Origin of the sequence: Paenibacillus ihumii (assembly GCF_001403875.1) — a bacterium.
Taxonomy (GTDB): domain Bacteria; phylum Bacillota; class Bacilli; order Paenibacillales; family Paenibacillaceae; genus Fontibacillus; species Fontibacillus ihumii.
In genome coordinates, this window is record NZ_LN884296.1 from 56353 (window position 1) to 71365 (window position 15013).

The following is a 15013-nucleotide window of genomic DNA, read 5'->3' on the forward strand; positions in this document are numbered from 1 at the left end:
AATGATACCACGATATTTGGTTGATTTTGATTTGAGTGAATTGCCTGTCGTAGATACGGACGTCATTGTTATCGGGTCAGGCATCGCCGGGCTGTTTACCGCTATTAAAGCAAGTGAACGGCATCGCGTTATTGTGATCACCAAGAAATCGCTGCTGGATAGCAATACGCGCTACGCACAAGGCGGCATTGCAGCTGTCATTTCAGACGAGGATTCTCCGGATTATCATAGACAGGATACGCTGATGGCTGGAGCGGGGCTATGTTCCTCGGCATCGGTGGATATTCTAGTGAATGAAGGGCCAGCCGGAGTGAAGGAGCTAATCACGCTCGGCACAGCCTTTGATATAGAGAATGGCGAGCTGGCTCTGACACGGGAGGGGGCTCATAGCCATCGCCGCGTTCTGCATGCCAATGGTGACGCGACAGGGTATGAGATTGTCCGCGCGCTGTCAGAGCAAGCCTTCAGCCATCCTCAAATCGAGATTTGGAACGAGCATTTTGTTATTGATTTAGTAACGGAGGAAAATGAATGCATCGGTGCGCTCGTTCAGCGTCCGGATGGCCAGCGCGTGTTCCTTCGGGGGCTGGCTACTATTCTGTGCTCGGGCGGGGCCGGGCAGCTGTACCGTTATACGACGAATCCGGATGTGGCTACGGGGGACGGGGTAGCCATGTCTTACCGGGCTGGAGCTGTGCTTCGGGATCTGGAATTCATACAGTTCCATCCGACCTCGCTATGTTATCCGGGGGCGCCGCGCTTCTTGATATCCGAGGCTGTCCGCGGGGAGGGCGCCGTGCTGCGGAACATCAAGGGGGAACGCTTCATGGAGAAGTACCATGAGCTGCTTGAGCTTGCCCCTCGCGACATCGTGGCGCGGGCCATCGTCAACGAGATGGAGAAGACGAAGTCGAGCTTCGTCTATCTCGATATTACGCACGAGGCGCCGGAGACCATCAAGCACCGGTTCCCGACAATCTATGAGACCTGTATCGGGTATGGCCTTGATATGACGAGTGACTGGATTCCCGTTGCTCCGGCTGCGCATTATATGATGGGGGGAGTCCGTACCGGGCTTCACGGCGAGACGAGCGTGTACCGCTTATTTGCCTGTGGTGAGGTATCATCGACAGGGGTTCACGGGGCGAACCGGCTGGCGAGCAATTCGCTTTCGGAGGCCATCGTATTCGGACGGCGCATAGTGGAGCGGATCGGGCAGCTGCCCCCGCGGACGAGAACGGGCGAAGGAACCCGCTGTCAGGAGGAGCGGCAGGATGCTGTCATGCAGCCGATCGTGGAGCGGCGCTTGAAGCTGCAGAAGGTGATGGTGCGTCAAGTGGGATTGCGCCGCAGCGCGGAGGGCCTGAATAAAGGACTGGAGGAGCTGCGCCGTCAACTGCCGATATTCCAGGCAGCTTTGCATACCCGGGAGCAGTGGGAGTATGCTAATATGCTTACATGCGCCCTTTTGCTGACGGAATCTGCGCTAGCCCGAACGGAGAGCCGCGGGGGTCATTTTCGCGAGGACTACCCGCAGCGGGATGATGCCGGTTGGCGCAAGCATATTTTGCAGCAGCGGGAAAAAGGAATGTTGGAGGAAATGAGCGATGATGTTTAACGGATATAACGAAGGCCTGGTGGACTCCATCCGCCAATGGCTCAGGGAGGACGTCGGCTCAGGCGATATTACGGCAGCTGTCACGGTGCCGGCTGGACATCAGTCGAAGGGCATTATCCATGCCAAGGAGGACGGAATTGCGGCAGGCATGCCGGTGGCTGCCCTTGTTTTTGAGACGGTAGATTCCTCGCTTTCGTTTAAGGCCTTGGCGAAGGATGGCGATGAAGTAAGCAAAGGCACCGTCTTAGCCGAGGTAAAGGGCAGCACGCATAGCATTCTTACCGGGGAACGGCTTGCGTTGAATTTGCTGCAGCGTCTATCGGGCATAGCGACGCGGACACGGAAATATGTCGATGCGCTGCAAGGGCTACCTGTGCGGCTCGTGGATACGCGGAAAACTACGCCGGGCCACCGAATGCTAGAGAAGTACGCGGTTCGGGTAGGCGGAGGCTCCAATCATCGCTTTGGGTTGTATGATGCGGTCATGATCAAGGATAATCATATTAAAGGGGCTGGCGGAATTGTCCCGGCGGTACAGCGGGCTCGTGCAGCCATTCCTCATACAATGACCATTGAAGTCGAGACGGAGAATTTGGAGCAGGTGGATGAGGCCTTGTCGGCCGGAGCCGATATTATTATGCTGGATAATATGGCGCCGGAGCTGATGAAGGAAGCGGTGCGCCGAATTAAAGCGAGAGCTCCCCATGTTACTGTAGAGGCATCAGGGAATGTATCGCTGCAGACGATTCACGGGATCGCCGAGTGCGGTGTGGATGTCATTTCCGTCGGCAGGCTGACGTATTCTTTCGACAGTCTGGACATCAGTCTGGATCTGAACGAGAAGAAAGAGGGGTAAAGACCGCATGTTCGTTGTGGTAGATGTAGGCAACTCGAATATCGTGCTGGGTATCTACAAGGGCCGAGAGCTGCTTCACTATTTCAGACTCAGCACGAATCGGCAGTCCACGGCCGATGAATACGGGGTAAAGATCAACAATTTGCTTCAAATGTCCAAGATCGCTGTAGGCGATATTGAGGGGGTCATCATTTCCTCGGTTGTCCCTCCATTGATGCATGTGCTTGAAGAGCTATGCGAGAAATATATGCGCAAAAAACCGCTTATCGTCGGACCTGGCATCAAGACGGGACTCAATCTGCGGTACGAGAATCCGCGGGAGGTCGGCGCGGACCGCATCGTGAATGCTGTCGCCGCGGTAGAGCAGTATGGTGGCCCGCTCATTGTCGTCGACTTCGGCACGGCCACGACGTTTGATTGCATCGATGCGGCAGGGAACTATTTAGGCGGGGCCATCGTACCGGGCATCGGCATTTCTACGGAGGCGCTGTATCAGCGCGCTTCCAAGCTCCCGCGGATCGAGCTGGAGAAGCCGAAGAAGGTGATCGGGCGCAATACGGTCCATGCGATGCAATCGGGCATCATTTTTGGTTATGCGGGGCAAGTGGATGGCATCGTGAGCCGGATTCGCCAGGAAATGAATGCCGATCCCAAGGTGATCGCGACCGGTGGACTGGCGGAGCTTATCGCCAGCGAGGCGGAATCAATCCAGGAAGTGAACCAGCTTCTTACATTGGAAGGACTGCGTATCATATACGAACGGAATCAGTAAAGGTCTGGCGGTGCATACATGGGATTCGCCGTGCGGACAATCACTACATCAAGAAGAGGAGGCTTCATATCTATGGGAACCGCGAAGGAGAAGGATCGTTTAATTCGGGGCACGGCCATGAATGGCAAGGTTCGCGCCTTTGCCGTCCGCACGACTGCGCTTGTAGAAGAGCTGCGCCGGCGCCATGACACATACCCTACAACGACGGCAGCGCTAGGGCGGACCGTGACGGCGGCGACGATGATGGGCGCCATGCTGAAGGGGGAGGAGAAGCTCACGGTTCAGGTAAAAGGCGACGGACCGATCGGGCAGATCATCGCCGATGCGAATGCAAATTGCGAGGTTCGCGGCTATGTCACGAATCCGCATGTGCAGCTTCCCAGCAATAGCCAGGGCAAGCTGGATGTGGCCGGAGCAGTCGGGACGACGGGCTTTATCCATGTAACCAAGGATCTTGGCCTCAAGGAGCCTTACCGTGGGAGCGTACCGCTTATCTCCGGCGAGCTTGGCGAGGATTTCACGTATTATTTTGCCGTATCGGAGCAGACACCCTCTGCCGTAGGATTAGGCGTGCTGGTGGATACCGATTCCTCGGTCATCGTGGCCGGGGGCTTCATTATTCAATTGCTTCCCGGGCTAAGCGATCAGGATATCGATGCCATAGAGCGGGCCATCGGCCAGCTTCCGCCCGTAACGTCTCTCCTGGATCAGGGGCTTGAGCTGGAGGAGCTTCTGGGCTGGATTGTGCCGGACTTTAAGCTTCTGGACGAATCGGAGGTCGTATTCTCCTGCAATTGCTCGGTGGAGCGTGTGGAACGCACGCTGATCAGCCTGGGCCACCAGGAGCTTACCGAGATGCTGGAGGACAATAAAGAGGTCGAGGTTGTATGCGACTTCTGCAATGAGGCGTATAAATTCAGCCCGGAGCGAATTGCCGAGCTCCAGGCGCAGACTAAGAAGTAGACCGAATGATTACAATACTTTGTCGGCTTTGGGGATTTCCTGTCCGGCAAAGTATTTTTTTGTATCCTTTCTTGACAACTGCCACTACAGATTGTTAAGATAATGAAAGAACAATACCAACTTGTTTACTCGGAAATAAATGAGGGCAGGAGAAACGCGGTAAATCCGACTCCTCTTTCGTTTTTCAACTAAACTACAACAGGATCACAACAAGATTAGATGCAGCTTCATTATTATAATTTTTTACTATTCAGGGAGGTTTTCGTATGGCTAGAATCGTTAACAACGTAACAGATCTGATCGGGGATACGCCGCTTGTTCGCTTGAACCGCATTGTACCTGAGGACAGCGCTGAGATTTATGTGAAGCTGGAATACCAGAACCCGGGCGCCAGCGTTAAAGACCGCATTGCGATCAGCATCGTGGAAGAAGCTGAGAAGGCGGGCAAATTGAAGCCTGGCGGCACGATCATTGAAGCGACTAGCGGAAATACCGGAATCGGTCTGGCGCTTGTAGCCGCCGCTAAGGGATATAAGGCCGTAATCGTTATGCCTGAGACGATGAGCATTGAGCGCCGCAACCTGCTGCGGGCTTACGGAGCTGAACTCGTGCTGACTCCCGGAGCCGAAGGCATGAACGGTGCCGTGAAGAAGGCTGAGCAAATTCTGTCCGAGAATCCGGACTATTTCCTGGCTGATCAATTCAGAACCCAGGCCAACGTGAAAATTCACCGCGAGACGACAGGGCCGGAGATCGTTGAGGCGATCGAGTCGCTTGACGGCAAGCTGGATGCGTTCGTAGCGGGAATCGGAACCGGCGGAACGATTACCGGTGCCGGGGAAGTGTTGAAGAAGCGTTTCCCTGACATTAAGATTTATGCTGTTGAGCCGGCAGCTTCGCCAATTCTGTCGGGCGGCAAGCCTGGGCCGCATAAAATCCAAGGACTTGGCGCCAACTTCATTCCTGAAATTCTGAATCGTGAAATTTACGATGAGATTATTCATGTGGAGAACGAGGAAGCGTTCGAGCAGGCTCGTCAAGTTGCCAAAGAGGAAGGCATTCTCTCTGGAATTTCCTCCGGTGCGGCTGTCTTTGCTGCACTTAAGGTAGCTAAAGAGCTTGGCAAAGGCAAGCGCGTCGTAGCTGTTGTTCCAAGTAACGGCGAGCGTTACTTGAGCACGCCGCTGTACAATTTCGAAGCTTAAGGGCTGTGGCCTGACCCACTGAATTAACCCCCAACCGCCTGCATTAGACGGTATGGGGGTTATTGCACGTTATATGCATGCTTCGTTGCGGGTTAGTTAGATGATAATTACATGTTGGCGCATGTTATTGGGGATGTTCATTAGAATGAGGTTTTAGTATACTAGCTAGCAACAACGCATGAAGGGCTGGAGGTAGTGACATAGCATGATTACCGTTACTCGATGGGAGCATTGGGAGAGCTGGGCAGCGGAAGGGCGCTGGACGATGCTGCCCTGCGCCGTCAAAATGAAATCGGGCGCCCGCCTGCCGGGCGATTGGACAAAAGCCTGGAATGCAGCGCGGCCATACTCCTTTGTGCTGGAGAGCGGCAAGGACGGCCGTTATACCTTTCTTGGACTGGATCCCTTGTCGGTCGTAAGGGGAAAAGGAAATTCGGCGCAAATCGAGGATGTTTCCACGGGCGATATCGTTCAAGTTGAGGGGCGCCCCTTGGACGTCCTGCATGAGTGGCTGAAGCCGTTCAAATCGCCATCCGTTCCCGGGCTGCCTAAATTTAGCGGAGGCGGCGTAGGGTATCTCAGCTATGATGTTGCCCGCTCTCTAGAGCGCCTGCCGGTACTGGCCGAAGACGACCTCCGGATTGACGATTATATATGGATGCGCGTGGAGGAGCTATGGGTGTTCGACCATGAGCTTGAAGAAGTATATGCCATCGTCCATTGTCCCGTCGGAGCGGCGGAATCAGTTAAGCCGCTGACCGAGGTGTTTGAGGAAGCGGGGCGGCGGGCATCATGGATGCTTGAGCGGTGGAATCAGTTTATACGCGAGGCGGAGGAGGGTTCAGCAGCAGAGAAGGTTAGGGACCGGCAGGCTGTACTAGCTGCGAGGGATGCCTCGTCGGCCGAGTGGGACGGTTTGTTGGAGCGCTCCGCGTCCATCTCTTTTGCCCGGGAAGAGTTCGAGACAGCCGTGCGCCGGGTGCAGGATTATATTGCAGCAGGCGACGTATTCCAAGTGAACTTATCGCTGCGCCGAGGTATTCCGCTTACGGCTGCGCCGGAGGAAATTTATGAATGGCTGAGATTGCTGAATCCCTCTCCATATATGGGTCTGCTGCGCTTTCCGGACTTTCAGCTTGTGTCCGTCTCTCCCGAGCTCCTCGTGAAGCTGGAGCAGGGCAAGATGGCGACGCGTCCGATCGCAGGTACGCGGCGCCGCGGGACTACGCCAGAGGAGGATGAGGCCATGGCCCGGGAGCTGCTGAGCAGCGAGAAGGAGCTGGCGGAGCATATCATGCTTGTTGATTTGCTACGCAATGATCTGGGACGCGTGTCCAGATTCGGCACAGTCAAGGCTAGCGAGCTGATGGTTATTGAATACTACTCGCATGTCATGCATTTGGTATCCCAGATAGAGGGGGAGCTGGAGGAAGGGAAGACGCCCTTTGACGTGATCGCTGCCGTATTCCCGGGGGGAACCATTACGGGAGCTCCGAAGGTAAGAACGATGGAGATTATCGAGGAGCTGGAGCCGGTGACCCGCGGGCCATATACGGGTGCCATGGGATGGATTGACTACAACGGAAATATGGAATTAAATATTATTATACGTACACTGGTCGTTAAGGATGGCGTAGGACATATTCAGGCCGGAGCAGGCATCGTGATCGACTCCGAGCCTTATCGGGAATACAGGGAATGCCATAATAAAGCCAGAGCGATAACGATGGCGGTTGGATTAAGTCAGGAATTCGCCGCCGAAGGCCAAAGACAGGGGATGAAGCTATGATACTGGTAATCGACAATTATGATTCTTTTACGTACAATCTCGTGCAGTATTTAGGCGAGCTTGGGGAAGAAGTCATTGTGCGCCGCAATGATGAAATTGATTTGCAAGGCATCGAGGAGCTGCAGCCGGATCACATTCTACTGTCTCCCGGGCCGTGCACGCCGAATGAGGCGGGAATTACTCTGGACGTCATTGACCGGTTCAAGGGCAAGATTCCGATCTTCGGCGTATGCCTGGGTCATCAATCCATCGGCCAAGCCTTCGGAGGCAAGGTTGTCCGTGCCGATCGGTTGATGCATGGCAAGACCTCGCCGATTCACCACAAGGGAGAATCTGTATTTGCGGGGCTGCCCTCTCCGTTTACGGCAACCCGCTATCATTCGTTGATTGTGGAACGCGAGAGCCTTCCCGATTGCCTGGAGATTACCGCCGAGACCGAGGAAGGCGAAATTATGGGCCTGCGCCACAAAACCTATGCCGTGGAAGGGGTTCAATTCCATCCGGAATCGATCATTACCGATCATGGCCATCAAATTCTCCGCAACTTCCTGAACCGCAAGGCGGAGGCCAAAGTATGAATTATATCGGGGTGAATGGAGTTCCTACCCCATCTGCTGAAGCCGTGATATCCGTAATGGATCACGGCTTCATGTACGGAATGGGGTTGTTTGAGACCTTTCGGACTTACGGAGGTCGCCCTTTTCTTCTGGATCGGCATCTGGAGCGGCTTCGGGGCGGATGCCGGGAGTTGGGCATACGTTACGAGGCCCGGGAGGAGCTGCTGCAGCATGAAATCGCCCAATTGCTGAAGGCGAATGAACTGCTGGACGGCTATATTCGTCTAACGGTATCAGCGGGCGCCGGTCCGCTTGGCCTGCCGCTGGAGGATTATGCGGAGCCGTCCGTCATCGTTTATGTGAAGCCCTTGCCGCCGCCTGCCCCCGGGGTCTACGCACACGGCAAAGAATTATGGCGCCTGGTAACGCCCCGCAATACGCCTGAGGGCAAAGTCAGGCTTAAGTCGCTGCATTACATGAACAATATTCTAGCCAAGCGGGAGCTGGCGGGATGGATTGGCGCCGGGCATTCAGCGGATAGACCCGCGCCCGAGGGATTGCTGCTGACCGCTCAAGGGTATTTGGCGGAAGGCATCGTCAGCAATTTGTTTTTCGTCCGCGGGGGGGCGCTGTTTACGCCAGAGATCAGCACGGGCATTCTGCCGGGAATTACCCGCTCCTTCGTATTGGAGCTGGCGGATAGGCTGGGTCTGCCCTATGCTGAGGGAAGCTATACCTGGGATGATCTGCTTGCGGCGGAAGAGGTATTTTTGACGAATTCGATTCAGGAGCTGGTGCCTGTGACGGCATTGGTGGAGCCGGAGGGCTCAAAATATTCGGTCGGGGATGGAAAGATTGGCCCCGTTACGGAAAAGCTTCTAGATAGTTATAGAAGACATTGCGGAGTTTAATGGAAGAAGGAAAGGAGATGGCAATTATGCAGCCTGTGTTGCACCAAAGAACTTACCAATGCGGCGAAACACAGCTTAAGCTTGGGGAACGGACTTTGATTATGGGTATTTTAAATGTGACTCCGGATTCTTTCTCCGATGGGGGGCGCTATAACGAGGCTGATCGGGCCGTTGCCCATGCGCTGGAGATGATCCGGGACGGGGCGGATATCATCGATATCGGCGGAGAATCGACGAGACCGGGCCATGAGCCTGTATCGTTAGATGAGGAGCTAGAGAGGGTGGTTCCTATTGTGGAGGCCATCCACCGCGAAGCTCCCCATATTCCGTTATCAGTGGACACCTACAAGGCGGAGGTGGCAAGGCAGTCGCTTGAAGCGGGGGCTCACATTATCAATGATATTTGGGGCTGCAAGGCGGATCCTCTAATGGCCCAGGTGGCGGCGGAATATCAGTGTCCCGTCATCTTGATGCATAATCGGCAGGACCGGAATTACAGGGACCTGATGCAGGATGTCGAGGCGGATTTGCTGGACAGTGTAGAAACTGCGCGGCGTGCCGGAGTGAAGGATGAGCGAATCATCCTGGATCCGGGGATCGGGTTCGCCAAGGATTATCAGGAGAATTTACGGGTGATGAAGGAGCTGGACCGGCTAGTGAAGCTTGGTTTTCCTATGCTGCTTGGCACCTCTCGTAAAAGATTTATACGCACTACGCTGGATTTGCCGGTGGACGAGCTGATTATGGGAACTGGTGCGACGGTAGCGCTCGGCATTGCCCAGGGCTGTCAAATCGTGCGGGTTCATGATGTGAAGGAAATAAAGCGCATGGCCAAAATGTGCGATGCCATCATCTACGCATAGAGCTTTGCATTGTCGCAGCCAGGTGAATGATCTTGGGAGCTGCCATGGAATGCCATGGGTGTGAGTGGTTACTGCCGGATGGCTAGTTGGCTGCCTAATTGGCTGTCTAGACGTTTGCTGTCTGTATGGTTGCCTGTTTGGTTGATGTCTGGCTGAACTGCTGATGGATAAATGGCTGAATGGCTGTTTGGCGTCTGCGGCTGGAGGCTTAGCTTGGGGCTAATATCCATTCTGCAATGCAGGCTGGTTAGATTTTATTTTATATGACGGAAGGGTTGAATAATAGATGGATAAAATGGTGCTGCGGCGCATGGAATATTTCGGATACCATGGTGTTTTTGAGGAAGAGCGGAAGCTCGGCCAGCGGTTCTATGTCGACCTGGAACTGGAGCTGGATTTGCGGGAAGCCGGGCAGAGCGACGATTTGAGCAAGACGGTGAACTATGCTGAAATCCATGAATTGCTGCGGAAAATTGTCGAAGGAAAAAGCTTTAAATTGATCGAGGCGCTCGCAGAACATATTGCATCTGCGGTTTTGGACACTTATACTATGGTAGATGCGTTAACGGTTCATGTTACGAAGCCGCATCCGCCATTTGATGTTCATTTTGAAGGTGTGACGGTGAAGTTGTACCGCTCTAGAAAGTGAGACTTGCGATGAATACACATGCGACCTCTGGAATCTCAGAGGCTTATATTGCTTTAGGGGCCAACCTCGGCGACCGGGAAGCGACCTTGATGGAGGCGCTGGCACGTCTGGATGCCCATCCCGAGATTAAGGTGCTTCGCTGCTCCAGGCTGTATGAGACAGATCCCGTAGGGTATCTCGATCAGCCCTGCTTCGTCAACATGGCTGCGGCACTGCGGACAACGCTGAACCCGGAGGAACTGCTGACGGTCATGCAGCATATTGAGCTTGAGCTTGGGCGCGAGCGCAAAATTCGTTTTGGGCCACGGACCGTAGATCTGGATCTGTTATGGGTAGAAGGCCAAAGGATAGATACCCCGCTGCTGACTCTGCCGCATCCGCGGATGATGGAGCGTGCCTTTGTACTTGTTCCCTTGACGGACATTGTGCCTGAGGAGGAGTCTTCCGGTTTGTATCGAAGCACCCAAGAGGCATTAACCAGCATGAATGGAAAGGAAGGCGTACGTTATTGGAAAACTTGCAACTGGCGCAGCGAATCCGGGCTTACCGGAAACTAAAGGGCTTCACGCAGCAGCAGCTTGCGGAGCGATCCGGCGTGTCGCTTTCCGTTCTTGGAGCGATTGAACGTGGGAACCGATCCGCAGAAGATCAAATTTTAACTAAAATTGTGGACGTTTTGGGCATTTCGATGTCCGAATTGAAGTCCTCGGAATAAATTGTTGTGCAGTGATCATACAAATTGCGATAAAGTTCGACAATATAATGATTAGGGGGGGATGTTATGCTGAAAATTGGCGATATTGAAATGAAGAACCAGGTTGTGCTTGCGCCAATGGCGGGCGTATGCAATCCTGCCTTCCGACTGATTGCCAAGGAATTCGGCACTGGTCTTGTATGCGCAGAGATGGTCAGCGATAAAGCGATCATTCACGGGAATAAGCGCACAAAGGAGATGCTGTTTGTAGATGAGCGGGAGAAGCCACTTAGCCTGCAGATTTTTGGGGGGGACCGAGAATCTTTGGTGGAAGCGGCGAAGGTCGTTGATCAGGAGACGAATGCAGATATCATCGATATTAATATGGGCTGCCCGGTACCTAAGGTTACGAAATGCGATGCCGGTGCGCGCTGGCTGCTCAATCCGCATAAAATTTATGAAATGGTGTCCGCTGTGGTGGATGCTGTCAGCAAGCCGGTAACGGTCAAAATGCGGATTGGCTGGGATGCGGAGCATATCTATGTGGTCGATAACGCTAAAGCAGTAGAGCAGGCAGGAGGGAAGGCGGTCAGCGTACATGGCCGCACCCGGGAGCAGCTGTACACCGGCAAAGCCGACTGGAACTACATTAAGCAAGTGAAGGAAGCCGTGTCGATTCCTGTTATCGGAAACGGCGACGTTGTAACGCCGGAGGACGCGAAGCGCATGCTGGAGCAAACCGGGTGCGACGGGGTCATGATCGGCCGCGGCGCGCTGGGCAATCCTTGGATGCTGTATCGCACGGTGGAATACTTGAAGACCGGTGAGTTGCTGCCTGAGCCTGGACCAGAGGAGAAAATCCGCATCGCGATTCTTCATATGGACCGCTTGGCTGCTCTTAAGGGCGAGAACGTAGCCGTACGCGAGATGCGCAAGCATTTGGCCTGGTATTTGAAAGGCATGAAGGGCGCGGCACGCATTAAAGACGTTATCATGGAAGAGACCAAGCGGGACGAAATGGTACGAATTCTTGAGAATTTTGTCGCTAACCTGTCGGGCGAAGGCTCGGAAGAAGCAGAATCCGCCTAATTTTGGACAATGGTATTAAATCGTTGTTTTGCAGCGTAAATATCCTTCATGAAACGTTTACATTTGAAAATTGTACTGTCATTGACATTTCGAAAGGGTTCACCTATAATTTCTCAGTATAAATTCGCCTCAGGAGATAACTTCCACAACATGGGGTGGTCTGAGCTCCATGAGTTTGCATATGATATTCTCAAATGATGCGTGAATTTTCACGGCCGTGGCATAGCGGCAACTCGGGCCCTCGCGGATGTATTACCTGAGCTAATTCGGATCATCCGTTGCGGAAGCTATTCATATTGAAGGAGCCCATGACCGCGCGCATAGTGCGAAAATTATTTCCATGACAGGAGAATCGGTTGAGATGAGCGATAAAGAAGTTATTCTTACACAAGATGGTTTGAAGAGACTGGAAGAAGAGCTTGAAAATTTGAAGTCCGTGAAACGTCGTGAAGTTGCGGAGCGTATTAAAGTTGCCATTGGTTATGGCGATATTAGCGAGAACTCGGAATATGAGGACGCTAAGAATGAGCAGGCCTTCATTGAAGGGCGTATTATTACGCTTGAGAAGATGCTGCGTAATGCCCGCATCATCAACAATGACGAGATCGATACGGATACGGTAAGCATTGGCTCAACGGTAACCGTGCAGGATTTGGAGTTCGGCGATACGATGGAATACGCGATCGTCGGGACGGCGGAGTCCGATCCGCTGCAAAATAAAATTTCAAACGAAAGCCCTGTAGGGAAAGCGATTCTTGGCAAACAAAAGGGCGCCATCGTCGACGTAACCGTTCCTGCGGGCGTGATTCAATATAAAATTGTAGATATCAAGAAATAGGGCGGTATTTTGAATGGAAGAGCTTCCCCAGGGGAGGCTTTTTTCACTGTTATCGTATTTTTTCCAGTTGTGGGCATAGATGCAAGATTCAGCTAAATATAAGTTGCAAAATAAGTTGTAGAAGGAGTGGAGCATGAACATGAGCGAGGAACACAACACGCAGGAACAAGAAATCGAAATTAGCGAGCTTCTGCAGATCCGCCGCGATAAGTTGGACGAGCTGCGCGGGCTGGGAATCGATCCCTTCGGTAAAAAATATGAGCGTACTCATATGGCAGGCGATATTCTGCAGCAATATGACAGCATGACGAAGGAAGAGCTCGAGGAGAAGAAGGTAGAAGTATCGATTGCCGGGCGGATTATGGCGAAGCGTGGGATGGGAAAAGCGAGTTTTGCGCATATCCAGGATCTTAGCGGTAAAATTCAGATTTACGTCCGTCAGGATAGCGTCCCTGAAGTGAAGTATTCGGCCTTCAGCATTCTTGATCTGGGTGATATCGTAGGCGTACGCGGAGAGGTGTTCAAGACGAAGACAGGCGAGACAACCATTAAGGTAACTGATCTCGAGGTACTGTCCAAATCGCTGTATCCGCTGCCTGACAAGTACCATGGACTTAAAGATGTTGAGCTTCGTTATCGTCAGCGCTACGTGGATCTGATCGTAAACCCGGAGGTTCAGCAAACGTTCATCAAACGCTCCCGGATTATCCAATCGATGCGTCGTTACCTGGATTCGCTCGGATATTTGGAAGTGGAAACTCCAACGCTGCATAGCATTGCCGGCGGTGCTGCGGCACGTCCGTTCATTACGCATCATAACGCGCTGGATATGGAGCTCTATATGCGCATTGCGATTGAGCTTCATTTGAAGCGTCTTATTGTCGGCGGCCTGGAGAAAGTGTATGAGATCGGCCGGGTATATCGGAATGAGGGGGTGTCTACCCGCCACAATCCGGAATTTACGATGATCGAGCTGTATGAGGCTTATGCGGATTACAAGGATATCATGGCGCTGACCGAGAATATGATTGCTCATATTGCCGAGGAAGTGCTTGGAACGAAGATCGTTCACTATCAAGGCCATGAAGTGGATCTGACGCCTCAATGGCGCCGGGTATCGATGGTTGATGCTGTTAAGGAAGTAACCGGTGTAGACTTCGGTGTTCAAATGAGCAATGAGGAAGCTCACCGTCTGGCGAAGGAGCATAAAGTTCCGGTAGAGCCTCATATGACGTTCGGGCATATATTGAATGCTTTCTTCGAAGAGTTCGTAGAGGAGACGCTCATCCAGCCGACCTTCGTTTATGGACATCCGGTGGAGATATCGCCGCTTGCGAAGAAGAACGAAGAGGATCCGCGTTTCACGGACCGTTTCGAGCTGTTCATCGTGGCCCGCGAGCACGCGAATGCATTTACCGAGCTGAATGATCCGATCGACCAGCGCCAGCGCTTCGAGGCTCAGCTGCTTGAGCGCGAGCACGGTAATGATGAAGCGCATGAGATGGATAATGATTTCATTCATGCACTCGAGTATGGCTTGCCGCCAACTGGCGGGCTGGGGATCGGCGTCGACCGTCTCGTCATGCTGCTCACAGATTCAGCTTCCATACGCGATGTGTTGCTGTTCCCTCATATGCGTTCTGAATAATTGAAGGAAGAGCCTGACTTGGGATGGTCAGGCTCTTTTATGTTATAAGATGGTCATGAATGCGGAAAGATAAGCAAAATGGATACTGCGGATTCAGGAAGAAATTGGGGTTAACAAATTAGCTATAAATACTTGCGTCTATGTATAAAAGATGATATATTATATATCCGGTCGTTAATAACAAGCATTAATCGAGAGCTTAACAGCGACGAAAAATAAAGCTTGCAATTTACTACCGGATGTAGTATGATTAGAAAGTTGCCACTGAAACAACGGCGACACACGAAAAATGAAGTTGATCTTTGAAAACTGAACAACGAGTGAGCGGGTTTCACGGAAGTGAAATCTAAATAATAGAGTCAGATGCAAATCTGATCTCGTCAGATTCAAAATGAGCTTAATCAGCTTATTCCAACTGGATTGTCATCGCCTTCGGGCGACGGACGTCCAACTTTATTGGAGAGTTTGATCCTGGCTCAGGACGAACGCTGGCGGCGTGCCTAATACATGCAAGTCGAGCGGGGTTGTTTTGGAAGCTTGCTTCCGAACCAACCTAGCGGC

15 protein-coding genes and 1 rRNA gene (1 of these 16 cut by a window edge) are annotated in these 15013 nt (G+C 52.8%); all 16 read left to right on the top strand.

Going from position 1 to position 15013, the window contains the following annotated elements; genetic code table 11:
* Position 1: 1 nt before the first annotated feature.
* Positions 2-1618: an L-aspartate oxidase gene (gene nadB / locus BN2762_RS02165; protein WP_055105410.1), complete on the top strand. Its 1617-nt coding sequence runs from the start codon at positions 2-4 to the stop codon at positions 1616-1618.
* A complete protein-coding gene (gene nadC / locus BN2762_RS02170) occupies positions 1608-2474 on the top strand; it encodes a carboxylating nicotinate-nucleotide diphosphorylase (RefSeq protein ID WP_055105411.1) in 867 nt (288 codons plus the stop codon). The genes nadB and nadC overlap by 11 nt, the downstream gene beginning before the upstream one ends.
* A 7-nt stretch (positions 2475-2481) precedes the next feature.
* Entirely contained in the window at positions 2482-3246 is a 765-nt protein-coding gene (locus BN2762_RS02175; RefSeq protein ID WP_055105412.1) for a type III pantothenate kinase, read from the top strand.
* Between the two features lie 72 nt (positions 3247-3318).
* On the top strand, positions 3319-4209 hold the full coding sequence (gene hslO, locus BN2762_RS02180) for an Hsp33 family molecular chaperone HslO (RefSeq protein WP_055105413.1): 891 nt from the start codon (positions 3319-3321) through the stop codon (positions 4207-4209).
* Between the two features lie 266 nt (positions 4210-4475).
* Entirely contained in the window at positions 4476-5414 is a 939-nt protein-coding gene (gene cysK, locus BN2762_RS02185; RefSeq protein WP_055105414.1) for a cysteine synthase A, read from the top strand.
* Positions 5415-5619: 205 nt separating this feature from the next.
* Entirely contained in the window at positions 5620-7203 is a 1584-nt protein-coding gene (locus BN2762_RS02190; protein WP_055105415.1) for an anthranilate synthase component I family protein, read from the top strand.
* The gene (pabA, locus tag BN2762_RS02195; RefSeq protein WP_055105416.1) at positions 7200-7781 is read left to right on the top strand and encodes an aminodeoxychorismate/anthranilate synthase component II; all 582 of its coding nucleotides are present in this window, start codon (positions 7200-7202) and stop codon (positions 7779-7781) included. Before BN2762_RS02190 ends, pabA begins: the two co-directional genes overlap by 4 nt.
* Complete coding sequence (gene pabC / locus BN2762_RS02200) at positions 7778-8671, top strand: aminodeoxychorismate lyase (RefSeq protein ID WP_055105417.1); 894 nt, start codon at positions 7778-7780, stop codon at positions 8669-8671. Before pabA ends, pabC begins: the two co-directional genes overlap by 4 nt.
* 26 nt (positions 8672-8697) lie before the next feature.
* The gene (gene folP / locus BN2762_RS02205) at positions 8698-9534 is read left to right on the top strand and encodes a dihydropteroate synthase (protein WP_055105516.1); all 837 of its coding nucleotides are present in this window, start codon (positions 8698-8700) and stop codon (positions 9532-9534) included.
* Positions 9535-9820: 286 nt separating this feature from the next.
* Positions 9821-10183, top strand: a complete 363-nt coding sequence (gene folB / locus BN2762_RS02210; RefSeq protein ID WP_055105418.1) for a dihydroneopterin aldolase — start codon at positions 9821-9823, stop codon at positions 10181-10183.
* An 8-nt stretch (positions 10184-10191) separates the two neighbouring features.
* On the top strand, positions 10192-10740 hold the full coding sequence (folK, locus tag BN2762_RS02215; protein ID WP_055105419.1) for a 2-amino-4-hydroxy-6-hydroxymethyldihydropteridine diphosphokinase: 549 nt from the start codon (positions 10192-10194) through the stop codon (positions 10738-10740).
* Positions 10692-10898, top strand: coding sequence for a helix-turn-helix domain-containing protein (locus BN2762_RS25700; protein ID WP_074048551.1), 207 nt, complete (start codon positions 10692-10694; stop codon positions 10896-10898). Before folK ends, BN2762_RS25700 begins: the two co-directional genes overlap by 49 nt.
* 66 nt (positions 10899-10964) lie before the next feature.
* Complete coding sequence (dusB, locus tag BN2762_RS02220; protein ID WP_055105420.1) at positions 10965-11966, top strand: tRNA dihydrouridine synthase DusB; 1002 nt, start codon at positions 10965-10967, stop codon at positions 11964-11966.
* 361 nt (positions 11967-12327) lie between these two features.
* Entirely contained in the window at positions 12328-12804 is a 477-nt protein-coding gene (gene greA, locus BN2762_RS02225) for a transcription elongation factor GreA (RefSeq protein WP_055105421.1), read from the top strand.
* A gap of 139 nt (positions 12805-12943) precedes the next feature.
* Entirely contained in the window at positions 12944-14452 is a 1509-nt protein-coding gene (lysS, locus tag BN2762_RS02230) for a lysine--tRNA ligase (protein WP_055105517.1), read from the top strand.
* A 453-nt stretch (positions 14453-14905) separates the two neighbouring features.
* Positions 14906-15013, top strand: a 16S ribosomal RNA gene (locus BN2762_RS02235) (it continues 1447 nt past the right edge of the window).